General features: G+C 60.5%; 18 protein-coding genes. 9 read left to right on the top strand and 9 right to left on the bottom strand.

Annotated elements, in window-relative coordinates; all coding sequences use genetic code 11:
- Positions 1–12: 12 nt before the first annotated feature.
- The 3 genes from K8I04_10345 (at position 13) to dinB (ending at position 4,411) form a co-directional block, all read left to right on the top strand.
- The gene (locus K8I04_10345; GenBank protein MBZ0072109.1) at positions 13–1,980 is read left to right on the top strand and encodes a universal stress protein; all 1,968 of its coding nucleotides are present in this window, start codon (positions 13–15) and stop codon (positions 1,978–1,980) included.
- 317 nt (positions 1,981–2,297) lie between these two features.
- Positions 2,298–3,047: an MBL fold metallo-hydrolase gene (locus K8I04_10340; protein MBZ0072108.1), complete on the top strand. Its 750-nt coding sequence runs from the start codon at positions 2,298–2,300 to the stop codon at positions 3,045–3,047.
- Positions 3,048–3,316: 269 nt separating this feature from the next.
- Positions 3,317–4,411, top strand: a complete 1,095-nt coding sequence (gene dinB / locus K8I04_10335; GenBank protein ID MBZ0072107.1) for a DNA polymerase IV — start codon at positions 3,317–3,319, stop codon at positions 4,409–4,411.
- Positions 4,412–4,497: 86 nt separating this feature from the next.
- Here dinB and K8I04_10330 read toward each other — a convergent pair whose 3' ends face one another.
- From K8I04_10330 to K8I04_10320, 3 genes are all read right to left on the bottom strand, one after another.
- A complete protein-coding gene (locus tag K8I04_10330) occupies positions 4,498–5,496 on the bottom strand; it encodes a metal-dependent hydrolase (protein MBZ0072106.1) in 999 nt (332 codons plus the stop codon).
- Between the two features lie 211 nt (positions 5,497–5,707).
- Positions 5,708–6,505 carry a VPLPA-CTERM sorting domain-containing protein gene (locus K8I04_10325; GenBank protein MBZ0072105.1) on the bottom strand — a complete coding sequence of 266 codons (798 nt, stop codon included), beginning with the start codon at positions 6,503–6,505 and terminating at the stop codon, positions 5,708–5,710.
- 681 nt (positions 6,506–7,186) lie between these two features.
- Positions 7,187–7,780 (bottom strand): HPF/RaiA family ribosome-associated protein, encoded by a 594-nt coding sequence (locus K8I04_10320; protein MBZ0072104.1) that lies wholly within the window; start codon positions 7,778–7,780, stop codon positions 7,187–7,189.
- Between the two features lie 303 nt (positions 7,781–8,083).
- Between K8I04_10320 and K8I04_10315 the strand changes: the two genes are divergently transcribed.
- Positions 8,084–8,860 carry a hypothetical protein gene (locus tag K8I04_10315; GenBank protein MBZ0072103.1) on the top strand — a complete coding sequence of 259 codons (777 nt, stop codon included), beginning with the start codon at positions 8,084–8,086 and terminating at the stop codon, positions 8,858–8,860.
- 448 nt (positions 8,861–9,308) lie between these two features.
- On the opposite strand, the gene K8I04_10310 is transcribed toward K8I04_10315, so the two are convergent.
- Complete coding sequence (locus K8I04_10310; protein MBZ0072102.1) at positions 9,309–10,040, bottom strand: murein L,D-transpeptidase catalytic domain family protein; 732 nt, start codon at positions 10,038–10,040, stop codon at positions 9,309–9,311.
- Between the two features lie 217 nt (positions 10,041–10,257).
- Here K8I04_10310 and K8I04_10305 point away from each other — a divergent pair, with 217 nt between their 5' ends.
- The 5 genes from K8I04_10305 to K8I04_10285 all read left to right on the top strand — a co-directional run bounded on the left by K8I04_10305 (position 10,258) and on the right by K8I04_10285 (position 14,997).
- Positions 10,258–11,832, top strand: a complete 1,575-nt coding sequence (locus K8I04_10305) for a L,D-transpeptidase family protein (GenBank protein ID MBZ0072101.1) — start codon at positions 10,258–10,260, stop codon at positions 11,830–11,832.
- A gap of 131 nt (positions 11,833–11,963) precedes the next feature.
- A complete protein-coding gene (locus tag K8I04_10300) occupies positions 11,964–12,983 on the top strand; it encodes an HDOD domain-containing protein (protein MBZ0072100.1) in 1,020 nt (339 codons plus the stop codon).
- Between the two features lie 14 nt (positions 12,984–12,997).
- Positions 12,998–13,396: a hypothetical protein gene (locus K8I04_10295; GenBank protein ID MBZ0072099.1), complete on the top strand. Its 399-nt coding sequence runs from the start codon at positions 12,998–13,000 to the stop codon at positions 13,394–13,396.
- A 331-nt stretch (positions 13,397–13,727) separates the two neighbouring features.
- On the top strand, positions 13,728–14,141 hold the full coding sequence (locus K8I04_10290; protein ID MBZ0072098.1) for a DUF4399 domain-containing protein: 414 nt from the start codon (positions 13,728–13,730) through the stop codon (positions 14,139–14,141).
- Between the two features lie 136 nt (positions 14,142–14,277).
- Entirely contained in the window at positions 14,278–14,997 is a 720-nt protein-coding gene (locus tag K8I04_10285) for a Crp/Fnr family transcriptional regulator (protein MBZ0072097.1), read from the top strand.
- A 483-nt stretch (positions 14,998–15,480) separates the two neighbouring features.
- On the opposite strand, the gene K8I04_10280 is transcribed toward K8I04_10285, so the two are convergent.
- The 5 genes from K8I04_10280 to K8I04_10260 all read right to left on the bottom strand — a co-directional run bounded on the left by K8I04_10280 (position 15,481) and on the right by K8I04_10260 (position 25,544).
- Positions 15,481–15,948: a glycine zipper 2TM domain-containing protein gene (locus K8I04_10280; GenBank protein ID MBZ0072096.1), complete on the bottom strand. Its 468-nt coding sequence runs from the start codon at positions 15,946–15,948 to the stop codon at positions 15,481–15,483.
- Positions 15,949–15,958: 10 nt separating this feature from the next.
- Entirely contained in the window at positions 15,959–16,111 is a 153-nt protein-coding gene (locus K8I04_10275) for a hypothetical protein (protein ID MBZ0072095.1), read from the bottom strand.
- Between the two features lie 79 nt (positions 16,112–16,190).
- Positions 16,191–16,403 carry a hypothetical protein gene (locus K8I04_10270; protein MBZ0072094.1) on the bottom strand — a complete coding sequence of 71 codons (213 nt, stop codon included), beginning with the start codon at positions 16,401–16,403 and terminating at the stop codon, positions 16,191–16,193.
- Between the two features lie 89 nt (positions 16,404–16,492).
- Positions 16,493–16,642: a lmo0937 family membrane protein gene (locus K8I04_10265; protein MBZ0072093.1), complete on the bottom strand. Its 150-nt coding sequence runs from the start codon at positions 16,640–16,642 to the stop codon at positions 16,493–16,495.
- 190 nt (positions 16,643–16,832) lie between these two features.
- Positions 16,833–25,544: a cyclic beta 1-2 glucan synthetase gene (locus K8I04_10260; GenBank protein MBZ0072092.1), complete on the bottom strand. Its 8,712-nt coding sequence runs from the start codon at positions 25,542–25,544 to the stop codon at positions 16,833–16,835.
- Between the last annotated feature and the right edge of the window lie 27 nt (positions 25,545–25,571).

Genomic DNA, 25,571 nt, shown 5'->3' with positions numbered 1-25,571 from the left:
CGAAACCCATCCATGGAAAGTATCTCCTTCATCGAACTGAACCTCACCACGGTCGTGGTGCTGTTCCTGGTCGGCTTCGTCGGCGGCATGGTCAGCGGCTTCATCGGTTCCGGGGGCGCCTTCGTACTCACCCCGGCGATGATGAGCCTCGGTGTTCCGGGCGTGGTCGCCGTGGCCAGCAACATGGCCCACAAGTTTCCGAAGTCCCTGGTGGGCGCCTACAAACGCAATCTCTATGGCCAGGTGGACATCAAGCTGGGTATCGTGATGGGGCTGTTCGCCGAGGCCGGGGTGCTGTTCGGCAAGAATGTCATGGTGGCCATCCGCGACGCCTTCGGCGCCACCGGCACGAACCTGTACGTGTCGTTCGTGTTCGTCGTCGTGCTGGGCATCGTCGGCACCATCGTGCTGCGCGACAGTCTGCGCGAGAAGCGCGGCGAGACGACCGTCGAGGAAGGCCCCAGACCGCTCACCCCGCTGGTCCGCTGGGTACGCGAGCTGCGCATCCCGGGCACGATGATCCATTTCAAGAGCATCGACGCCAGGATCTCGTTCCTGGTGATCGCGCCGCTGGGCTTCGCCACCGGCCTGCTGGCGGCGACCATCGCGGTGGGCGGCTTCATCGGCGTACCGGCCATGATGTACGTGCTCGGTCTGCCGGCGTTGATGGCGAGCGCCACCGAGCTGGTCGTGGCCTTCGTCATGGGTCTGGGCGGCAGCTTCTTCTACGCGCTGGATGGCTTCGTCGACATCCGCCTGTCCATGATCATCCTGGCCGGCTCGCTGTTCGGTATTCAGATCGGCGCCATCGGCACCACCTATGTCAAGGACCATGTGGTGAAGTTCGTGATGGCGACGATCATGCTGCTGGTGCTGGTGAGCCGCTTCTTCTACATCCCCGGTTATCTCGTCGAGCTGGGCTATCTGGAGGGCTTGAACCAGGGAACCGTCGGCGTGCTCGATCGGATCGGACAAGGCACGCTCACGTTCGCGTTGCTGTTCGGTGCCGTGACGATTCTGGTGGCGTTGTATAAAGGGATGCGCGAGCACCGCCTGGTGGTCGCGGCTGCGGCCGCGACCGAAGCGGCCGTTGCCGTACCACTCGCCGAGACTGCACCGGAGGCCGCGCTGGCGGGCACGCAACTTTCGCCGCTGGGGCGCTTCGAGCGCTTCGTCGTCGCCAGTGACGGCTCGGAGTTCAGCGCCGCGGCGGTACGCGAGGCCATCTCCATGGCGCGCAAGTGCGGTGCTGAGCTGCATGTGATGTCCCTGGTTGCCACCGGCGTCGAACACGAAGGCCTGGGTGAGACTATCCTCAAACAGGAACTGGAGGCGGGCCAGGGCCACCTGGAGCAGGTGCAGGCGCAGGCGACCGAGGCCGGCATCAGCTGTGAGACACACCTGATCCACGGTCAGAACGTGCAGCAGGAGATCGTCGATCTCGCCGAACGCACCAAGGCGGACCTCATCATCATGGGCCGCCGCGGCCGCCGCGGCCTGGCGCGCATGATGCTCGGCCATGCCACCGCGCACGTGATCGGACTCGCACGCACCAACGTGCTGGTGGTACCCCGTACCGCCCATATCGAAGGCCGCCACATCGTGGTCGGCACCGACGGCTCACGCTTTGCCGAGACTGCCGCGGTGACTGCAACCAGACTGGCACGGCTCTGCGACGCCCGGGTCACGGTCGTCTCGGTGACGACACCGAGCCACGGGCCGGAACGCCGTGCGGAGGCGCAGACGGCCATCGATCTGGCTGTCGCCCATATGACATCGAAGGATGTGCGCGCCGAAGGCCTGCTCCTGGAGGGTCAGCCCGCCAGCGTGATCGTGGACGTGGCGCGCGACCGCAACGCCGACCTGATCGTCACCGGCAGCCACGGCCGCAGTGCCTTGGAACGGGTGCTGCTGGGCAGCACATCCGAGCGTATCCTCAGCGAAACACCCTGTGCGGTGCTGGTGGTCAAGGGGACGTGATGCGCGGGCCGGTGCTGGCCGGCACCGACTCGTCTGCAACCGCTGCTCCCGTTGACTCTGCCGGCTGAAATCCAACAGCCGACCCTGCTCCCGATCTGGAATCACCCGCCGGTTTCGGCTCTCACCTATACTCAGCCATGAGTGCGACAGTCAGATCGACGGCCGTCTGCGCAAGGACTCGATCAATCACCACTTGGCAGGTGCAGAGCGCTGGTGTGTGCAGCAGATGATCTTGTCCGTGTCGTTCCGTGGATTCCGTGGCCATTTTTTTCACGGCCAGACGATGATGGTCGGCTAGAACAACGGGAGAATCGAGCATGCTCTTCAAACAGCTTTTTGAACCGATCTCGAGTACGTATACCTATCTGCTCGGCTGCAAGGAGACCGGACAGGCCATTCTGATCGATCCGGTACTGCCTGCCTGGCAGCGCGACCTGGCCGAGCTCAGCGCGCTGAACCTCAAGCTCGCCTATACCCTGGATACGCACATCCACGCCGACCATCTGACCGCGGCGGCCCGACTCAAGCGTGAGACCGGCAGCCGCATCGCCAACCCGGCACTGGACCGGCTGCCATGCACCGATACCCCCATCGAAGAAGGTACACCGTTCACCTTCGGGAGCATCGCGCTGGAGCCGCTGCACACCCCCGGCCACACCGACAACCACTTCGCGTACCTGCTGGATGGCCGCGTGTTCACCGGCGACGCCCTGCTGATCGACGCCTGCGGCCGTACCGACTTCCAGAACGGCGATAGCGAGGCGCTGTACCACTCGATCACGGACAAACTCTTTACCCTGCCCGACGATACGTTGGTCTATCCGGCCCACGATTATGATGGTCGGCGGGTGTCCAATATCGGCCAGGAAATGACCCGCAATCCCTATTGCGGCGGCGGAAAAACCCTCGAGGAATTCGTCGAGATCATGGGTCAGCTCAAGCTGGCATACCCGAAATTCATTGACTTCGCCGTGCCCGGCAACCGCCAGTGCGGCGTCTGCCCGGAGGGTATCCCCGAGGATCTAATGCAGTACTGCGACGATGCTGCGGATAGCGTCCCGGGCTGAACCCTGTAATCAGGCGATCACCAGCGGCACGAGGGCGTAGAGCTTCTCGCACTGGCAGGTCAGATCCGCCTCGGCTACTATCCTGCCAGCATGTGCTGCCACTTGAATATTCCAAGTCCGACGGTCAGCCGGTGTGTTCAGCAGGATCGCCGGCTGCAAGAGCAATGACACGGGCCTTGCCTGGATACCTGCGAATGACAGGCGGACATCCCCGTTTTTCACCCAGCCAGCCGGTCCATCGCCCCAGCGCGGGAACTATCCGGAACACCATGCCGCCGCCCCTCCGCAAGATCCTGCACATCGACATGGATGCGTTCTACGCGTCGGTCGAGCAGCGCGACGATCCGGAGTTGCGGGGCAAGCCGGTGGTGGTCGCCTGGCGCGGCGCCCGTTCGGTGGTCTGCGCGGCCAGCTACGAGGCGCGGGTATTCGGCATACGCTCGGCTATGCCGGCGGTGCACGCGGAACGATTGTGTCCGCAGGCGATCTTCGTGCCACCGGATTTCGGCCGCTACCAGGCGGTATCGCGCCAGGTCCGCGCCATCTTTGCCCGCCACACCGACCTGGTCGAGCCACTGTCGCTGGACGAGGCCTATCTGGATGTCACTGCCAACCGCAGTGGTCTGCCCTCGGCCACCGCCACGGCGGAGGCGATCCGCACCGCGATCCGCGAGGAAACCGGGTTGACCGCCTCCGCCGGCGTGGCCCCCAACAAGTTCCTCGCCAAGATCGCATCGGACTGGAACAAGCCCGACGGCATCTGCGTGCTCCGGCCGCGCCAGGTCGAGGTATTCCTGACCCCGCTGCCGGTCGGCCGCCTGCCGGGCGTGGGTAAGGTGATGCAGGGTAAGCTGGCCGAACTGGACATCACCACCGTCGGCCAGTTGCGCCTGCTGCCGGTGGGCGAGCTGGAGCGGCGTTTCGGCCGCTGGGGCCGGCGCCTGCACGAGCTGTCGCTGGGCATCGACGACCAGCCGGTACGCCCGGAGCGCCCGGCCGTGCAGATCTCCGCGGAGGACACCTTCGAGCACGACCTGTTGCTGACCGAGCTGGAGCCCCACATCCGCCGCCTCGCCGAAAAGTCCTGGGCCCGTTACCAGCATGAGCGTTCGCGGTACCCGACCCGCATCGCCCGCACCGTCGTGTTGAAGCTCAAGACCGGCGACTTCCGCCTGCTTACCCGCAGCCTGACGCCCGCGTCACAACCGACGACCCTGGCGGCATTGACCGACATCGCCTGTGAATTACGCCAGCGGGTCGATCTGCCGCCGACCACGCGTTACCGCCTGGTCGGCGTCGGTCTGTCCGGCTTCATCGACCAGGACGACATGTGCACCCAGTCGGATCTGTTCGAATCCACCTGAGACCCACGTCCTGTTCATTGGCGCGGGCCGTCTGCACGAACGGCCCTCCCGCTGGCGCAGCAGATCAGTCCCGGTCCGACAGGCTCCTAGTCACGACCCAGCAACATGTCCACGAAACGACTCCGCATGGCGGGCGTCAGTTCCCGTCGGGTCGCGAACCGGATCGGTTCGTCCGGTCGCGAGGGGTCAAGCTCTATGCCCCACAGTGGTGCAATCCCGGTGGGGAGCATGGCGTAGCGCAGGTCACCGATGTAGTTCGGGTCGTGCGGATGGACGACCAACAGATGGTCCGAGTAGCCGTGGAAACGCTGGAGCTCGCGGTAGGCATGGGAGTCGTGCGGGAGATCCGCCCATGTTTCGGGAACGACCAGCTGCGCGGTGGTACCAGCGTACACGCGGGTGTCACCCGACACACTCACACGCACGGCGTCGATATGGGCGGTGGTGCCACTGATCGCGAGCGCGCGCCACAGCAGGACATTGCCCATGGTGGGTTTGACCAGCACGCGCTCGGGGGCCTGACCACGCTGAGATGCCAGCATTTCTGCGGCCCCGAGTGCGCGTTGGTGCTGAATCGCACCGAACCCGAGGTAGGCGATGGCCATGACGACGCCCAGCCGTGCCCAGTGGCGGTTGCGCGTTCGCCACGCGATGATCAGTGAGGCGATCAGGATGGCGCTGAACAGCGGGTCGACCACCGCAACGATACTCCAGGAAATCGATGCGTCGCTGAACGGCCACAACAGGCGGGTGCCATAGCTCGTGCACGCGTCGAGCACACCCGCCGTGGCGTAGCCGAGCAAGGCAAACCAGTAGATGCGACGCCACGTCAGGCGCCCACGCAACAGCGGCCACAACAGTACGGAGGCGATCAGTGCGCCGATCGGGATGAAGGCCAGTGCGTGACTGAAATGGCGATGATATTCAAGCACCAGCAGTGGATCAGTGTCACTGCGTATCAGCACGTCGGCATCGGCGAGCATGGCGGCGGCGGCCCCGCCGAACGCGGCGATGCGCACGTCGCGGCGATCGCCGCCGCTTTGTGCGGCGACCGCTCCGAGCAGGCCCTGGGTCACGATATCCATGCTGTTACCGAGCGTTGCATGTGCCTGACGGAGTACCCGTGGCCCGGATGCAGACCGTAAGGCCGGCATCCGGGACAAGATCACCGTTTTCCCGGGGTACGCTGCGCCCCCTCCGGGCTACGCAGCATCATGTGATTACGTGAACATCAATCGCAGTTCGGTGATAGTGCCATCATCCTGGTCGCGTTGCACCTGGAGATCGTGCCGGCAATCAAAGCGTTTTTCTTCTGGCGACTGTCAGGAGACCCATCAAACCGCTGCCGAGCAGCCATGCCGCCGCAGGTATCGGTACGACGGTGAAACTACCCTCTTCCACCGTGAAGGCGGAATAGATCACCTGGGCCTGGGAGAAGTTATAGAAACCCAGCCTGCCGTTGCTGAAGTCACCCGCGAGATCGAACTGCAGCACGTCATCGACATAGATCTGCAGGTCGTGAGGCCCGAAATCGAAGGTGAAGACGTAGTCGCGATTGAACTCCCAACGGGTACTGCCCAGGGTTGCGCCGCGGGCGAGCTCCTGGAGGCCGGATGTTTCCGGCGTTCCAGAGAGATTGGTATGCTGCCAGAACTCATCGGCATCCGGGATACCGAACACGCGGGATACCGCGAGCCCCGCAGGTGCGTTGCCGCCGGGTGAGGCCGACGGGGTGCCGAAATTGTATGACTGTGGGGCGCGTTTCCAGTCCACCAACAGGTAGTCCGCCGCCGGATTGGTCGAATCGTACGGTTGGAAACCGAGTACAAAACCGATGTAGTCATCGTCACCGCCGCTGTTCGCGACACGAATCGTTCCCTCGACCGCAGTACCGAACGCAGGAAAGTCACTATAGAAGACGGTCGGCTGTCCATTCACGGATTGAGTGACGCTGTCATTGGTCGCGTTGACGGTCCAGATGCCTGCACCGAAACCACTAACGGCCGGATATGACTCGGCAGACCAGAGCGAAAGATCGACCGCGGCTGCCGACACCGAGGAACTGACACCGGCCAGCGTCAGCGGCGCCAGCATGCAGATTCCGGCCAATCTCAGACGACCCATACTATTCATTTAGAACAATCCTCTTATTCGTTTGAATTCTGGTTCTCGCAGGGGCGGCATCTTGTGCGAACACCTGGTCTGCGATCTTGAGCTAGGCACTGCATCAACCGATGCCGAACCACCCCCGCTTGCCTGCACGCATTCCCAACGTCTGGTGCATGCGCCCATGAGACGCGACAAACCACTTCCCAACAGTCACGCAGCAGCCCGGCACGGCACAACGGCACCGCCTGTGGGGCACGTAGAGTCCAGGTTGGAATAATCGCGCTTCGACCCCGGTTTCAGTACTTGGCCGTGCGGATAGCCATTATTGGGTCTCACGCTGAAATACAGGAAATACGTTATTTCATGAGTTTATTTCTATTGTTGTCAGGGGCGAATTATAGCGATTCAACCCATTATGTCATGCGGTCGCATGGGCATTGTCGCGTAAGTTTTTGCTTACACTTCGACCGCCCCTCGTCGGGACGGTGCACTTAGCGCCTTTCCCGTGCCCATGCTTTGCGCGCGCCCCTGGCAGGGGTCCACGCAGTTTGTCTATAGCCTATCGCAAGGCTCGCTGACCACACATCGCTAGAGCGAGGCAAAAGACCCCGCCCGGCGTCCCAGCCCGGGGAATACCTGTACAGACGTCTGCATCACTGAACTGCTTCAGGGCGACCCCGGCTCGGGCGGATAGATATGCGTGCCATCACGCCCCAAACCCTCGACCAGACTTGCCTGCGGCCCGGCATCCCCAAGTGTTTCAACAAAGCGAACGGCATCTCCCACGTTGAGTTTGGAGAAGCCCGGTTTAGATACACTATTCTGGTGAAAATAGATTTCACGCCCGTCCGGCGTCGTTAAAAAGCCATAGCCCTCATCCGGGAACATCTTATTGATGACGGCATACGGCATTTCCTCACGTGGCTTTCGCGTCTCTCGCAGACGGTCGGAATAGCCCCGCAACTGCCGTTCAGCCGCATCGAATGCGTCACGAATCGTCACATAAATATCGCTGAAATTTGCGTGCTCGTTCGGCTCACGCGACACGACCAACTCTTCGCCCGGAACACTGACTTCGATGCTCACCCGATGGTTACGGACATCGTATTGCGGGGTCCGGTTAGGCACTTCCAGCGCGACACGACACGCTATGATATGCGGAAAATAACGACCCAATTTATCGACACGTTCACGCACGACCGCTTCTACCTGGTCAGAACGTTCCACGTCTCTGAAAGTAAGTTCTAAAGGTACCTGCATGATTCACCTCGTCTGGGAAACGTCGACGCGGCTACACCAGAAGCCGCAGATGGCGCACGTCGGTACAGCCCTTGCCACCCAAGGAGTGGACGCCTATCGCGGGTAAGTGGCATTCAAGTTCAACGCCCCTGAATACAAGGAGAATAGACACCCTTTTTGATCAAGTCCAGCGATCGCTCACAGCCCGAGACCCGGCGCGGTGGCCGTTCGTACCGTGGAATCGCATCATTCCTCCCGGTATTCGCATCGCGTACGGTGCTCGTTTAAACTGGCCCGCCTCCTACACCAGCAGATGCAACCCACATGAAACAAGCTGTCATCGTAATCGGTATCGGTGAACTCGGGGCGGTGTTTGCCCGCGGACTGCTGCGTCTGGGCCATCCGGTGCATCCCGTCACCCGCGACATGGACATTGCCGCGGTGGCGGATGCGCTGCCGACACCCCTGATGGCATTGCTGGCCGTCGCCGAAAAGGATCTCCAGGCGAGCCTGAGCACCATTCCCAAGGCCTGGCAGGATCGCCTGGCACTGCTGCAGAATGAACTCCTGCCGCGCGATTGGGAGGCGGCCGGACTGCCACAGCCCACCGTCATTTCAGTGTGGTTCGAGAAGAAGAAAGGTCAGGATGTAACGGTCGTGATCCCCTCACCGGTCTTTGGCACCCAGGCCACCTTGTTGAGTGACGCCCTGGAAGGGCTCGACATACCGACACGCATTGTGGCCAGCGCAGACGAACTGCTGTTCGAACTGGTGCGCAAGAATGTCTACATCCTTACCACTAATATTGCGGGATTGGTCGTTGGCGGGACGGTGGCGGAACTCTGGCGTGACCACGAGACTCTGGCGCGCACGGTGGCCCGGGACGTCATCGATATTCAGGAACAGCTCACCGGCAAGCAGTTCGACAGTGCCGCACTGATCGCCGGCATGCTGGAGGCCTTCGATGGTGACCCGCAGCACGCCTGTATGGGTCGCAGCGCACCGGCCCGTTTGCGCAGAGCCTTGGAGGAAGCGGATCTGGCCGGGCTGGCGGTACCGAAATTGCGGGAGATCGCCGCGGCACAGCTACCAGATTATTGAACGTATTATGCGCCTGACGGATCACCCAAGCCCGGATGCAGACCACCAGGCCGGAATCCGGGGTAAAAACCGTCATTTTCCCGAATTACGCTGCGCTCCATCCAGGCTACGCAGTGTCATGTGCTGACGTAAACAGCAATAATCACGAAGGACACGAAGGACACGAAGGACACGAAGGACACAAAGTAAAAGCCAAGTCCATGTTGGTGGAAGAAACATCGGTTCCCCCGGACGCGCGGGGCGGTCATTCTCTGCTGAACAGGTGAGTACTTTTGGTTTTGTATTGGCCGGGTTTTACTTCGTGTCCTTCGTGTCCTTCGTGGTAGAAGTTTTGTCCAGCCCACAACCCAGATACAGGCAACTCTCAATCACTGGGGTTTTTCGAGAACGACCGAAAGCCAGCGCTCCGCATGCTATAGATGACGCGCTACACGAGTTCGGGGACGGCTCAGTTCCGGGCCAACTGCGCCGCATCCCGTTCGCAGCGGAAGAAATCCGAGTTCGCCAGCCACTCCGGATCGGGATAGTAGGTGAAGAGGTACTGATTCTCCTTGATGCTATCGATCAGCGATGCGGCGACCTCCTGACGGACCGCAGGGCAGCCGTGGCTGCGGCCGAGGCGACCGGTCTGGGCGATGAAGGCTTCGCTGACATAGTCGGCACCATGGATGACGATGGCGCGCCGGTACGCCAGATCGTTCACCCCGGGTTCGAGCCCCTCCAGGCGCAACGAGTAGCCGTTTCTGCCCTGGTAGCTGTTCAGTGTGCGGAACAGGCCGATGCTGGACTGATGGCTCTCCGGTACGTTGGAGAAGGACCTGGCGACGGCATTGCCGGATCCCCGGCCATGGGAGACCAACTCCTTGAACAGCAGTTGCCGGTGCTGCAGGTCGAAGACCCAGAGGCGCGGCTCAGTGGAGGGCCGCGAAAAATCGATCACCGCCAGGCGCTCGGCATCCGGCGCGGCGCAAGTGATGGCCCGGGCCGCCAGACGCAGGACCTGAGGGTCGGCGTCAGGCGCCAGTCGGGTCAGCGTCTGGTCCAGGGTCCGCGAATGTCGTGTATCGGCGTTGTAGGCCGGAATCGGAACGGCATCGCTCGCCAGGACAGACAGGGTACCCAGCAGCAGGCTGCAGAGGGCCGTGCCGGGAAGCCAGCGATTCAGGCAGTGGGTCGGCATTCGGAAAACCTGCCTTGTGGCATGCTGTGCCCTGCTCCCGGCCGTTTCCGCTCGGCGGGGCGATCAGGCTGATAAGGTAAGGGCGCCGGCTTCTCCGCGGCCCCGTTTGGGCTGCCAGTATAACCCTGAGAGATACAATGACCAGACCTCATCGCCGCAGCAAGGAGGTCTCATGCCCGTAAGGAGAGACCTGAAGATACGGGTACTCACGGGGGTGATGCTGCTCGCGCTGATCGCCTGGGTCGCCACCGCGAAGGGAGGGCCCGCGGTGGCCGACGCCCTGGCCGAGCGGCTCCCCGGAGAGGTGCGTACCCTGCAGGATTTCTACGCCGCCCGACAGGGGCGGCCCGCCTGGCAAGAGGCCGAGACCGTCGCCGGCTTTGCCGCGGCCCTGAACGGCCTGGAAGCCGATGGCCTGAATTCACTGGACTACCAGCCAGATACCTTGGTGGCGAGACACCGTCACGTGCGTTCCGCGGGGCGCACACCCGATGACCAGGCGCGCTTCGACCTGCAGGTCAGCCGTGTCCTGCTGACCGCCCTGCAGCACCTTCAGCGCGGCAAGGTGGATCCTCACCACATCGATCCGGACTGGGAGGTACCCATCGATGCGCCACCTCTGGATCTCGCGGCAATATCGCAGGCGGTGGATGCCCAGCGCTTCGAGCAGGCCTTCATCCTGGCCCGACCTCCCGCGGCGCCCTACGAGCGCCTGCGGGCCGGTCTGGCCCGCTACCGCCGTATCGAACGGCAAGGTGGCTGGCCGAAGTTACCGGCCCGGCAGCAATCGTTGCGGCCCGGGGACATCCATGACGATGTGACGCTGCTGCGCCAGCGACTGACGATCATCGGCGAGCGGGAGGTGGTGGCACCGGACCGGTTCGCTGTTCGCGGGGCCGCATCGGAATCCCTGGAGCCACGCCGCTACGATGACCTCCTGGTGGATGCCGTCCGGCGTTTCCAACAGCACCACCTGCTGGAGGTGGACGGCATCGTCGGTCGGCAGACCCGAGCGGCCTTGAATGTCCCGGTGGCCGAGCGCATCGCACAGATCCGGGTCAACCTGGAGCGCGCCCGCTGGTTGCTCCATGGCCTGCCGGGAGCCTTCGTACTGGTGGATATCGCCGGTTACCGGATCAGCTACTTCCGCCCCACTGGGGAGACCTGGCGCTCACGCATCGTGGTGGGGCTGCCCTATCGCCGCACCCCGTCGCTGCGTTCGGCCATCACCCACCTGACCCTCAATCCGACCTGGACAGTGCCACCCACCATCCGCCGCGAGGACGTACTGCCGCGGGTGCGCCGTGACCTGGGCTACCTGAACCGGCAAAATATGAGTGTGCTGAGCCCCTCGGGCCTGCAACTGGACCCGGCGCAGATCGATTGGCGGAACCCTGGTAACGTCATCCTGCGCCAAGGCCCGGGACCAAACAACGCCCTCGGGCTGGTAGTGCTCCGCTTCCCCAACAACCACCTGGTGTATCTGCACGACACGCCCGCCCAGGCGCTGTTCGGCCGCGAGCAGCGTGCCTTCAGTTCCGGCTGTATCCGTGTGCAAGGCGTGCTGGAACTCGCCCAGCACCTCTTCGACGATACCGGTACCCCGGCCGATGTGGCCGCGCTGCTCTCCGCAGGGGAGACCCGCGACATCCACCTTACGCATCCCGTACCGGTGATCCTGCACTACTGGACGGTACACCCGGGTGCGGATGGCGGGCTGGTCTTCCGTCCCGATATCTACCAGCGCGACGCCGCCCTGCTGATGGCGCTCGACCGACCGCTGGCGTGGTAGCAGGGTGGATCACCGGCACCGGACGCGCGGCAGGCGAATCCCGGTCAACCATTGGCAGAACCTGCCGAAACAGGGCTAGCCGGGGAGCCCGGCAAACGCCATACCACGAGGTCGCCAAGGAGGCGCCGACCGTGTTTTCCGCCTTGAAACAGTTGCTGTTTCCAACATCGCCGTCGACCCCGCCCGCGGTCGGCAAGCGGCCGGCGCCGGGGGGGCGTAAGTACCGGCCGGCGGATGTCGAAGGTGTCACCATCCGCATGTCACCCGCGGACATCGATGCGGCGTTCTACGATCTCATGCTCGGTGTGCAGTCCACCCCTGACTGCAAGCCCAACACCTTTGAAACACGCGCCTTGCGCGAACTGGACCGGTTGCTGGCTTCCGATATTCACCATTCCAGCCTGGTGCCGCGACTGCCCGCGGTGATACCGCGCATCATGAGCACGCTGCGCGACCAGGAGTCATCGACGACAGAGCTTGCCATCGAGCTCGGCCGCGACGCGGTGCTGGTCGGCGAAGTCATCCGCTTGTCCAACAGCCCCTACTACCGCGCCGGGAAAGAGATCACCAGTCTGGAGAGGGCGGTGTTCACGCTGGGCAGGACCGGCATCCGTCAGCTGGTCGTACACGCGGCATTCAAGCCGCTGATCAACCTGAATGCCGGCCACTTCACCGGCCTGTCCGGGCCGCTGTTGTGGGAACAGTCGGAAAAAACAGCGCTCGCCTGCGATTGCATGGCCAGCAAGGAAAAGGCCGACCGTTTCAATGCCTACCTGATGGCGATTGTGCAGAATGTCGGGCTGACGGTCGCCTTGCAGATGCTGGACCATACTTTCGATGGTCGCGAGGCACCGCATTCGCAGCACTTCCGCGACCAATTGATGCGGTCGTCGCGCCTATTGTCTCTCATGATCGCCCGTCAATGGACCTTTTCACCGGCAGTACTCGACGCACTGGAAGCGCAGATCGAGCTGCACGATCTGACGAAGTTATCGACACTCGGTACCATCCTTTACCTGAGTGACAAACTCGCCAAGTTGCATACGCTGTCCTGTCAGGGACGGGTCTCCAGTGAGGTGCGGCCGGACATCCCTGTGCCGCTGCTGCACCTGTCGCAGTATTGCCGGGACTGTTACGACCGGCTGTCCTGAATTACCTCGCCGATATGCATCCAGAGGCGAAGCTCGGCGGCGACGGTACGTCGAAGGGCCGCGCCGAGGTGAACCGCTGGCTGGGGTTTGTCAATTCCGATATGCATCCACTATTCAAGCCGCTGTTCGGTTCAACCAGCTATCTCGGCGATGAGGCGACGATCGAGAAGACCAGGACGAATGCAAAGCAGGCGTTGCGCTCGCTCTTCGAGCGCAACGACAAACAACTTGACGGCCGCGACTGGATCACCGGCACGCGCTCGATCGCCGATCCGTATCTCTACGTGATGGTACGCTGGGCAAAGGCACAGGGAATTGATATTTCCGGGCTCGACAACCTGGAACGCTTCTTTGACCGTATGGACTCCGATGCGGCAGTGAAGAAGGTACTGAAAGATGAGGGGCTGGATTGATGATTAACCATGGCGCTGGCTGTGCAGACCATGCTTGGCGCCCGGTTCACAGCGATCGGCATTGGCCTGAAGTGTGGCTACTTCCCGGTATCCGGTGAAGAGGCTTCGACTTTGAGTTCTCTTATCATGTGTCCGGTCCGGATTACAGCCTCTGTTGCAACATCCAGCGGCGTATCAACTTCGAGGTCCTGACCGCGCCGGGGGAACTGAGTGTCGGGTTTGCGAGTCCTCGTTGGATGCCCAGACAATGGGTTCCATTTTGTTGTGTTCACCCATACGATAGGTGCTATTGTCTTCAAGTACTCTGACCCCTTGATCAAGGAGAACAACCATGTGGAAACGGATGTTGTTTGGAATTGCCGGCCTGGCGGCGGTGGGGCTGATACAGGCTGCAACGCCTGCGACGGATGAACCAAGCCTCTACTTCATCTCACCCCAGGATGGCGAGACGGTGACCAGTCCGGTGACCGTGCGGTTCGGCCTCAGGGGCATGGGTGTGGCCCCGGCCGGAGTCGAGAAGGCGGGGACCGGCCACCACCACCTGCTGGTCGACGTCACTGAGCTGCCCAAGGGCGTCCCGATTCCCGCCGACGACCACCACAAGCATTTCGGCGCCGGGCAGACCGAAACCACGCTGGAGCTGGCGCCTGGCCGCCACACACTGCAACTCCTGCTGGGTGATTATGCACACGTCCCCCACGACCCACCCGTGGTCTCGAAGAGCATTACGATTACGGTAAAATGATGGTCATCTGGCTCTGAATGCAAGAAGGCCTCCTTTCGGAGGCCTTCTTGCACCCCACCAGAAAGTACGGCTCCGCCATACCGATATCGGAATCAGATCCAGGATATGATCTTGGTCGATTGTCCGGAGTTCGCCCATGCACGATCCGCAAACACCCCGCCAGAACTATTTGCTTGCCGCCCTGCCGGATCAGGATTACGCCCGCCTTCTCCCGCACCTCGAACTGGTCCCGATGCCGCTTGGCAATGTGCTTTATGAATCCGGCAATGAGCTGAATCATGTCTACTTTCCCACCACGGCCATCATATCTCTGCTCTACGTCATGATCGATGGCGCCTCGGCCGAGATCGCCGTGGTCGGCAATGAGGGCATCATCGGTGTCGCCCTGTTCATGGGGGGACAGACCATGCCCAACCGGGCCGTCGTGCAAAGCGCCGGACACGCCTACCGTTTGAAAGGACAGCTCTTGAAACAGGAATTCAATCGTTCCGGTGAGTTGCAGCATCTGTTGCTGCGTTATACCCAGGCCTTGCTGACCCAGATGGCACAGACAGCGGTGTGCAACCGGCATCATTCGCTCGACCAGCAACTCTGCCGCTGGCTGTTGCTGAGCCTCGACCGTTTACCCTCCAACGAGCTGGTCATGACCCAGGAATTGATCGCCAATATGCTCGGTGTACGCCGCGAGGGTGTCACGGAAGCGGCCGGAAACCTGCAACGGGACGGCCTGATCAAATATCAGCGTGGCCGTATCACTGTAATCGATCGACCGGGCCTCGAGGCGCGCTCCTGCGAATGTTACGCGGTCGTCAAGAAGGAGTCTGATCGCCTGCTCCCGGAGATCGGCGCTCACTGATCTGAAAGTTCGAGTGCGATCACACGCGAATCACATGCCCGCATGTTCCTTCGCTTAAACGGCATTTTGGTCGTTGATGGCGGCGTCACTAAGGCCGCCACATTACTACAAGATCGCAAGCTGATCAGTTATAGCCCCGGCGATATCACCATCATTGACTACGGCGGCCTGGAGGCCGTGTCCTGCGAGTGTTATGCAACAGACAACTCGGCATACAGCCTGATAATGACACATTAGTACTGCAAAACTGCCCGACACCTGATCAACGCGCCTTATCAGTAGCCAGAAAATCCTTGGACTCTTGTTTCGATTTTTTTGCAGCCTTCTTTTCCTTCGGCGTCATGGTCGACTTTTTCTTATCTTCTTTGTTGCTCTTTCGCTCTCTGCCCATGATGTGGCTCCTGAGAAGATTCGGTGGTGCCTGGGTTGAGGTCGGCTATCGGAGTACCGGACACAACCGGCTACTGATAGCAACCCGTTTGTTCAATAGCGGTAGATGTTTCCATTCTCGATACGAACACGGTTGCCAATACGCAAGTCATTGACGCTCGGCTGATTCAGGGTTTGATAGCCGCCGTTGTCTAAGCGTACCCGGATGTTATACGTATCATTCTGCTGCTGCGTGCGCTTATCGACCTCGTGTCCCACCACGGCGCCGCCAACCACACCGGCCACGGTCGCGATATCCTTGCCGGTTCCACCACCGACCTGATGGCCGAGCACGCCGCCGACGACACCACCGATCACAGTACCGGCGCCTATACCGCTGCCCGCTATCCCACCACTACCGCCAGGAACTGCCTCGATCGCCTCGACAACGCCATACATAACGCCGGAATCAGATGACGCGGACGTGTCGGATGATGCGGGTCTGTAATTGGTGTTTGTGCAGCCGGCCATCAGAGCTGCTGCAGCGATCAAGCTTATGATGATTAAGGTGTGCGCTCTCATAACAATCTCCTCAGTGAATGGCTAAATCGTATCCACCCACTGGATGACCGTCTGTACGCTGCCGCACATGTCCGTGCAAATGCTCTTTGTTTGTAGCAGAAGCTGGTGTGATTGACTTTTTATCATTGATTTTATTGCAGTATTCAGCAGGAAGGGTGATCATATGGCTTACCTGCATGACCCACGGCAAAAACCATCTCCCCACCGCACTGCCCGAAGATGAAGTATGAACGGAGCAGCTGCTATCTACGCGCCAACAACAGCCCTCCGCCTACCGCAATCGCGCCGATCCCGATCCACACGGGTATATTGACTGTCTGCGTGTCCTTGACGGTCAGCTCCAGTGGACCGATCTGTGCCTTTTGCGTGTCCTTGGTGTATGTGAACCCGCCATACAGCAAACCCAGACAACCTGCCACGATCAATATGATCGCCAGTAGTTTTACTGCGCCCATCTCAACTTCTCCGATAGAACTATATAGGAGACATCTTTGCCGATAAAAACATGCTCATCGTAATGCGTTTCAGCACCACGCCAGTGCCGCTACACCACACGCCGACCCTGGATGACTCGCAACAAGACCACCACGATTGCAACCACCAGGAGAATATGAATAAACCCGCCCATGGTATAAGAGGTAACCAAGCCTAGCAGCCAGAGGACAATCAGAATAACCGCAATCGTTTCAAGCATGATCAGTACCCTCGAATTGTTCACTTCCCGACATCTGCGCCCAGCCACCCTTACCATGTGTACCACTGGTCCATGCCACGGTAACAAGCACGCTGAATCCTGCGGACAAGGTTACAGAACGGGATCAGTGCGGTCTGTCTGGTAGCACACATAGGGGATGTGGGCTGGGCTATCTGCAATCCAAATACCTTCAGCTCAAGACCACCTCAACGTGGTGTTCCCGGCGATCGTCCACAAGGGGGATCATGCCTTGCGGTCGCCCGGCCCTGTCGACGCTGTCACCAGCGACCAGGTTACCGTCCAGCGTCACGCGGATCGCAGACCCCGATGGTTCGGCGCTGCGCCTGATGTTGATGTGATAGACCGTTTCGCGATAGCGATAGTGGATCTTGTACGTGTCCCAATCGGCCGGGATGCGGGGTGCAATGAGCAGATGATCGACCTTTAACTGCAGGCCCAGCAGAGTTTCCACGATCAGTCGGTACATCCAGCCCGCCGCCCCGGTGTACCAGGTCCAGCCACCGCGACCGGCGTGCGGCGGCGCGGCATAGATATCCGCGCACATGACATAGGGCTCGACCATGTAGCGTCGCATCCTTTCCGGCTCAGCACCGCGCTCGATGGGGTTGAGCAGGCCGAACAATTCCCACGCACGCTCCCGGTCTTCCAGCAGGGCAAATGCCCAGGTGGTCCAGATTGCGGCATGTGTATATTGGCCGCCGTTCTCGCGCACACCGGGCAGATAGCCTTTGATATAACCGGGTTCGAGATCGGAGACATCGAAGGGTGGGTCCAGCAATTGGATCAACCGCGCATCGCGTCGCACCAGGCGTCGGTCCACTGCCGCCATGGCCTGGTGGGCGCGCTGGGGATCGCCTCCACCCGAAATGACTGCCCAGCTCTGACTGATCGAATCGATCTGACATTCATCATTCTCGGCTGAGCCCAGCGGCGTGCCATCATCGAAATAAGCGCGTCGATACCAATCTCCATCCCACCCATGGGCCTCGATATTCTTCCGTAGTTGTGCGCCCTGTTCGTTGCACAGCTCGGCAAAGTCCATATCGCCCCGGTCCCGTGCCAGGCCGGAAAACAGCTCGAGGTTCTCGTACAGGAACCAGCCCAGCCAGACGCTCTCACCCTTCCCTTCGTGACCGACCAGGTTCATACCATCGTTCCAGTCGCCGCCACCCATCAGCGGTAATTGATGTGGGCCGAAGCGTAAACCGTGCTTGAGTGAACGCACACAATGTTCATAGAGGCTGGCCACGTCGGCCGAACGTTGCGGCTGATCGTAATAGGCCTCCTCTTCCGGAAACAATTCGCGTCCTTCCAGGAAGTGGACGGCCACGTCGAGCACACTGGTGTCGCCGGTCGCCAGCACATAGCGGCAAGTGGCATAGGGCAGCCACAGATAGTCATCGGAGATGCGGGTGCGCACACCTTGTCCTTTGGGTGGATGCCACCAGTGCTGCACATCACCCTGGGGGAACTGGCGCTCGGCACATCGGATCAACTGCTCGCGAGCCAACCAGGGGGTTGCATGGATCAGCGCCATCGTGTCCTGCAACTGATCACGGAAACCATAGGCACCACCGGATTGGTAATAGCCACTGCGCGCCCACAACCGGCACGATAGTGTCTGATACATCAACCAGCCATTGGCCAACACTTGTAATGCCGGGTCCGGTGTCTCCACCTGTACCGCGCCCAAGGTGTGGTTCCAGTATTCCCATACCGCTTCCAAGGCCTGTCGTGCGCCCACCGGACCGGCGAATCGTTGAATGAAACGCTGTGCTTCTTCGGTGTCGCGAGCCGCGCCAAAGAGCAACACAATCTCGCGCTCCTGTCCCTCGGCCAGTTCGAACTGGGTCTGTAGCGCCGCGCACGGGTCAAAACCCGCACCAGTCTTACCCGACAAACGCTTGCGGTGCATGGCCGCCGGCCGGGCCAGCGTGCCATTACGCCCAATGAACTCGGTACGGTTCCCACTCACTGTACGCTCGCGCTCGCTGGCCCCTTCATAGTTGATATGGGCAAAGACGACTCGATCGGCGCATTCGCGGCCATAGGCATTGCGGGCAAACAGTGCCCCGCTGCCCGGATCCTTCTCGGTCACAATGTGCATCATATTGGCGTGACGCCACTCACCGAGCACCAGCTCCCAATACCCGGTCAGTGACAAACGACGCGGCCGCTTCGTATGGTTGCGCACCTTGATCACTACGAATTTTACCGGTGCGTCCATGGCGACATAGGTGAACAGTTCCGAGGCGATGCCGGCTTCGTAATGTTCGAACACACTGTAGCCAAACCCGTGCCGGCATACATAACCGGAGCGGCGTCGATCAGGTGTAAGCGCTGGCAATGGCGTTGGCGACCAGAACACACCGGTGTCCTCGTCGCGAATGTAAAGCGCCTCACCGCTGCTGTCGCTCAGCGGGTCGTTATGCCAGGTGGTCAGACGAAACTCGTGAGCGTTCTCCACCCAGGTATAGGCGCTGCCACTCTCGCTGACGACCGTACCGATGTGCGGGCTTGCAATGACATTGACCCACGGTGCCGGCGTGCTCTGCCCGGGCTCAAGGGTGATGACGTATTCGCGTCCATCGGGGGTAAAGCCGCCCAGACCGTTACAGAAAATTCGCTCCCGTGCCGCCAGCGGATAGATGGTTTCTTCTGTCACCGGTTGCAATGGTCCCAGGCGGTCCGACACACGCCCCGCCGCTACGCGCCGCTCCAATGGCTCGACCAATGTCTCAGCGGCATCGCTGAACACGACACGCGCGACCGTCTGCAGCAGAACGCGCTCATCTTCGGAAAGTTCATCGACACGCCGGACGAATACGCCACCCGGTCTGTCGATACTGTGCGCCTCCGGGCCTGCATTGATCAGTCCTATGATCTGGTCGTGTAGAACCGCCCGGTAGCCTGAGAAATCCTCGTTCATAATGACCAGGTCAACAGCCAGGCCCTTCATTCGCCAGTAGGTATGGGCCTGCAGCGCCTGTTTTACCAGCTCGATGCGATTCAGGTCGCCGATCTGCAGCAGAACGATCGGCAGATCACCCGAGATCGCAAAACGCCAAAGCCCTGACTGACCCAGCTGATTACGGGCAATGACGCTGGGCGCGGCCCGGTGTAAGATATGGCTATAAATCAGGAAGCTGGCCAGACGGCCAAAGACTTGTGCATCGGCTTCGGTGGCGTTGATCTGGTGCAGCACCTCCTGGCTCCGAAACCAGGCCATCTCAAAGGCCCGCTCCACGAAGTGCCCATCACAATATTTTTCCAACAAGACCAATGCCGCTTCCCGTGTAGCAGCGATCCCGGAGATGATCTGCACGGTCGCCGATTCATCGGGTGACAAGGTGAGCGTGCGGCGGATTGCCACGATGGGATCGAGCACCGGACCCTCTGTATTCGATAATCGCTGGGATATCCCCTTACTTCCCCGCATATCCGGCCCTTTGGAGGCTGGTGTCAGATTGTCATTGTTTTCCAGTACCAGAGGATTGGCGGCGGTTCGGCCCCGGCCGATGAATCGTGCCCGGTCGGTTTCATAGGAAAGTTTGTCGCTATGGACGCCGGGTGCCGCGAACAGGTGGAACATCCACGGCATCCGTTCATCCGGCATCCGGGGCCGCCGCGTGCAGAGAATCGCCTGTCGGTCAGGAAGGATTTCTGTCTGTACAAACAGGTTACTGAAAACCCGATGGGCCAGATCGGCGTTCAGCGGCGCCAACACGACTTCGGCGTAGCTCGTCACCTCGATATGGCGCTGTCGGGACGACTGGTTGGTGAGTGTAACGCGACGGATCTCAACATCATCTTCCGCAGAAACACTGACCTCGGTATGCGTCTCGATCGCCTCATCACGCCGTCGGTATTCGGCCCGCGCCTGAACGAATATCGCCTCATAATGATCGGCCTTGCGCAGTGTCGGCTGATACGCAGTCGACCAATACCGCCCCGTATCGCGGTCGCGCAAGTAGATGAAGGTGCCCCAGCCATCGATGGTGGCATCCTCGCGCCAACGGGTGACCGCCAGATCATGCCACCGGCTGTAACCCCCGCCGGCATGGGTCGCCATAACGTGATACCTGCCGTTGGATAGCAGGTGAACTTCAGGTATCACTGTGTTCGGGTGGGTAAATATGCGCATGATTGCGCCGGGTTCTGCCGCCGCGGGCCGCGCGGCAGCAGTCACCTCGGCGGCATGCGGATGCAGCATCGCGCCCTGCTTCGATACCCGTTCCTGAAGCAGCAATTTCGTCGCCCGCACCAGGGGATCCGACAGGAATCTGCGCTGCATCGGTCGGTCGAGCAACGCGTACCCGAAGGCTAACAGGCTCATACCTTGATGATGCGCCATGTAAGTGCGTACAAGGGCATGGTTCTTGCCTCGCGGCACGCGCGAGGGTGTGTAGTCAATCGCCTCGTAAAAGCCATAGCTGCCGAGAAACCCGCTCTCAGCCAATCCTTGCAGATTACGACACGCTTCCAGCGGCAGGGCCGTCAGGGCCAGTGCGCTGGCGTATGGTGCAATCACCAGGTCATCTCCCAGACCACGCTTGAAACCCAGCCCGGGGACACCGAATGCACGGTATTGATAGGCCTGGTGAATATCGGTGGCGTTATAGCAGGACTCCGAAATACCCCAGGGCACAGCGCGTTGTCTACCGTATTCGATCTGCCGCGATACTGCGGCCTTGCAGGTCTGATCCAGTAAGGTGTTCTCGTAACTCGGCATGATCAGCTGCGGCATGAGGTATTCGAACATCGAGCCGCTCCACGAAATCAGGCTGACGTCCCCACCATGACTTGTCAGCAGACGGCCGAGTGAGAACCAATGCTTCTGCGGAACCTGTCCCTGCGCGATAACCAGAAAGCTGGCCAGACGGGCTTCGGATGCCAACAGATCGTAGCAGGTTGGATCCCGACGGCGTTCCCCCACATCGTAACCAATGGCCAGCAAGCTGGACGATGTATCATAAAGAAACTCAAAGTCCATTTCCGTCAGTTCACGGCAGCGATCCACCAGATCGTCGATACTTCTTATCCGTTCCGCTGCGGCCTTGTAATCTGAACCCACCGCAGTGGCTGACCCGAGTTGTGAATGCACTTCAGCATCAGCGGTACGCCCCGACGTGGCCAGTGTCGCCAATGTCGGGATGTGGTCGAAGCGCCGCGGGTCTGGCACCAGCGACAGCAGGTCTTCTCGAAGTGTTTGAGCTTGTGTGTCGAAGACCTGTGCCCAGTAATACAGTTCACCATCGATATCGGTATCCGCTGGCAGCCAGGCAACCAGTCCGCCACCACTACGGTGAATCCCTTCCAGTATGTTGTCGGCACTGGCCAGCGTCTGTGGCTGCCGGCTCAGTGTGAGTGTCTCCAGCGCAGCCTGCAGAGACCTTACCTTCTGCATAAGTTCCGGGGTGGATAACACAGGCACATGGTCGACCAGTACCTGTAAGGTGTCCTGCAGTCCCTGAAATGCATTTACTGAGAGCACCGGCTGTTCTTTTAATTCGGCCAGCCCCGCTTGCAGGGTGAGCAGGCTGCCGAGCAGGTTGCCGCTGTCCACTGAAGAGACATATTGAGGGTGCAACGCTTGCAGTGTGCGCGTGTCGTACCAGTTGAAAAAATGACCACGATAGCGCTCCAGCTTTTCCAATGTTGTCAACGTATTCTCGACACGCTGCAGCAATCCGCTGGCAGGGATATACCCGAAATCGTACGCCGCCAGGTCGGACAGCAGCGCCATACCGATATTCGTTGGCGAAGTACGTGAAGCAATCGCTGGGGTGGGATATTCCTGGAAATTATCGGGCGGCAACCAGTTATCATCAGGGCCGACGAACTTCTCGAAATAGCGCCAGGTACGCCGGGCCGACGCACGCAGGAATATTCGCTGCGACGCACTCAACCTCGGTACGCGTGAGACTAACGGCTTGCTGATCCACCAGCCGACGAGGGGTGACAGCAACCACAGCAGCAACATGGGTGCAGACATGTACCACGTCATCGCCCCGCTGCCAGCCACTGTCCAACCTCCGCTCAGTACCAAGCCCAGAGCCACAGCCAACGCAGGGCCAGCCCACATCTCCCGGAGATAATCGGTTGGCGTGCGGCGTATGTCGCGGCTTGTGTAGGATGGCAATTGCCAAAGCAGCAACCCACGGCGAGTAAACAACATCTGCACACCAGAGCGCAGAATCGCATCGAGACGGATCAATGTGTCGTAAGGCAACATAACCAACGTCAGCAGAGCGATCGTGATCGGACGCCCTACGGTTTTACCGGTCACACTCACGTGTACCCTCCAACCCCGTTCTGCTGGCTTACGGATAAACTCGATCGCGGTGGACAGCAAGGTAGGTAAGAAGATCACTACCACGACCAGCAGACTCCAGAACCACGCTGACCTCGGACCGAACAGCCACCCACCTGTCAACAACGCAAGCAGCGCTGCCGACACGAGACTGCGTCGAAGATTGTCGAGAATTTTCCACATCGACAGGGCGGTGAGCGGATTGGGTTGCCGCTGTGGCTTTGCCCCATTCAGGCCAGGTGGTCCGGGCACGCGCGGAAGCAGCCAGCCGGCAATCTGCCAGTCGCCGCGTATCCACCGATGTCGTCGGCTGGTCTCGGCGGCGTAACTGGCAGGATGCTCCTCAATGAGCTCGATATCGGTCACCAGCGCCGAGCGCGCGTAGCCACTCTCCAGCAAGTCGTGGCTGAGGATGAGGTTCTCGGGAAAACGCCCCGCGAGCGCCTGGCGAAAGGCATCTACATCATAGATGCCTTTGCCGATGAACGAGCCTTCCCCGAAAATATCCTGATAGACATCCGACACCTCACGCGTGTAGGGATCGATTCCGGATTCACCTACGTAAATTTTTGTAAACCGCGAGCGCGCGGCGCTGGCCATACTTATCGATGCGCGCGGCTGCAGGATCGCGTAACCTTCAACAATGCGCCCCTTGGCGGGATCGTATACCGGTCGGTTGAGCGGGTGAGCGATGTTACCAATCAGCGCACGGGCCACGTCTCGCGGCAGTTGCGTATCGGTATCCAAGGTGATGACGTACTTTATGGATTCAAGGATGGACGTATCACCGATCACATCCGAAAATTCGCCCTGCGCCCCGCCCCGGAGTAAAGCATTGAACTGTTCCAGTTTGCCCCGCTTGCGCTCATAGCCCATCCACACCCGTTCAACTGGATTCCATACCCGGGGCCTGTGAAACAGATAGAAGATGCCTGAACGGTCCTCATGGTAGGTCTCATTGAGGGCCTGTACAGATTCGCGTGCATAGGCAAGCACTACGTCATCATCTGGTAGCGACTGCTCGGGCGCGTCACGGAAATCCGTCAGCAAGGCGAAGAATAGATTGGAATCACGATTACCGAGATAGCGTATCTCCAACGCCTCAAGAAGATCATCGACCTCTTGCAGACTGCTCAACAAGGTGGGAACAACCACCATGGTGCGGTGAATATCCGGAATGCCCTGCGAATAATCCATTCGCGGCAGCGTACGCGGCGGCAGGACCAGTGTGACGACCAGGTTCACCAGCGGGACGGCCAGTGCTGTCGCGCCGATCATGCCGGTGATGGCAAAGAACCAGTAGCGCCAGTCATTCAGTGCGGATCCATCGAAAGGAGAGAGTACGACCGCTGTTCCCAGTGCGGTGAGCAACAGGATGGGAACCAGATAAAGTGCCAGGCTGAAATGCCGGCCTACCCGGTTCACGCGTGATTTCCACGGCACACGGTAACCGACCTCCCGCTCCAGACTCTGCCGTCCATGATCGATCAGGTAGTAGCCCACATGGGCACTACGATCGCTCGCGCCGAGTCGCCCTGCAGCGGCCTGCGCAAGGGCAATGGCTGCGTGTGCTACTGCCGCCTCACTGCATGGACTGTCCCTTGCCACATCCTCGATGACATGCCGGTACCGGTCGCGGGTGGTGAAATCCTGATTGGCATACATCCCTATTGGATCTTCACGTAAGGTCTGTTCGACGACGCTGAGTGACTCGACGTAATCCTTCCAGTCCGTTGTCCCGATAAAGCGCAGACTGCCAATGCTGTTGGCAATGGATATATGGTTAGCCGCGGCTGTTCGGCCTGCGCCTTCCGACAGCTGCGTTGCTGTCACTCCTTGTTCCAGCAACTGTTGTTCGACCCAGGTTTGAACGAATGACATGGCGGGTCCCTGAGCCTGGAGTCTTGCATAAAACTCCTCCACAAACGGCGCGGTCAGCGGTACATCAGCATGGGCAAACTCGGCCAGTAACTGGATCAGCCGCCTTGGTTCTGTTTCCGCCAGCGCGAGCATGCGGTCTGCCCAGGTAATGGCTGCATCGCGCTCCTCGCGTCGATGGGCAATGCGCAAGCCGACGCGGCGGAGATTTTCCAACAGCGCCAACTGCAGCATGATCGGAAAGGCCCATAATTCACTCAGATTCAGCGGTTCGACGGTCTGGAAGGCGGCGATGAACTGGGTCACGTTGGTGTTATCGACGCGGCCGTCCATATGGGATATCAGCTCCAGCGCCAGGTTATAGATACGGGGGAAACCGGCTGAGGGGCCGTCAGCCAGGCGTGGCAACTGCCGGCTGTATGCGCGTGGCAAATGTCGACGCGCCAGGCTGATCTGTTGTTCGATCAGATAAAAGTTGTCGAGCAACCAGGCCTCGGCCGGCATGATCCGTTGTCCCTGCGCAACGGCGGCAGTCACGACATCATAGGCCGCCCGCAAAACGCGTGCGTTATCCGCCAGCCGGGGCCGCAACCGGTCAGGGCCTGAACGCGGATCAAGATTGTGCTGGCCTGCCAGCGTTACCGCGTGACGCTTCAGTTGCTCGATACTGAATAATTCAGAGCGAAGCAACTCGGTATCCTGATCGCCATGCAGTGT

Source organism: Gammaproteobacteria bacterium (genome assembly GCA_019911805.1).
GTDB lineage: Bacteria > Pseudomonadota > Gammaproteobacteria > Thiohalobacterales > Thiohalobacteraceae > JAHJQQ01.
The sequence above is the reverse complement of the archived record's forward strand: the minus strand, read 5'-3'. Positions and strand labels throughout refer to the sequence as shown.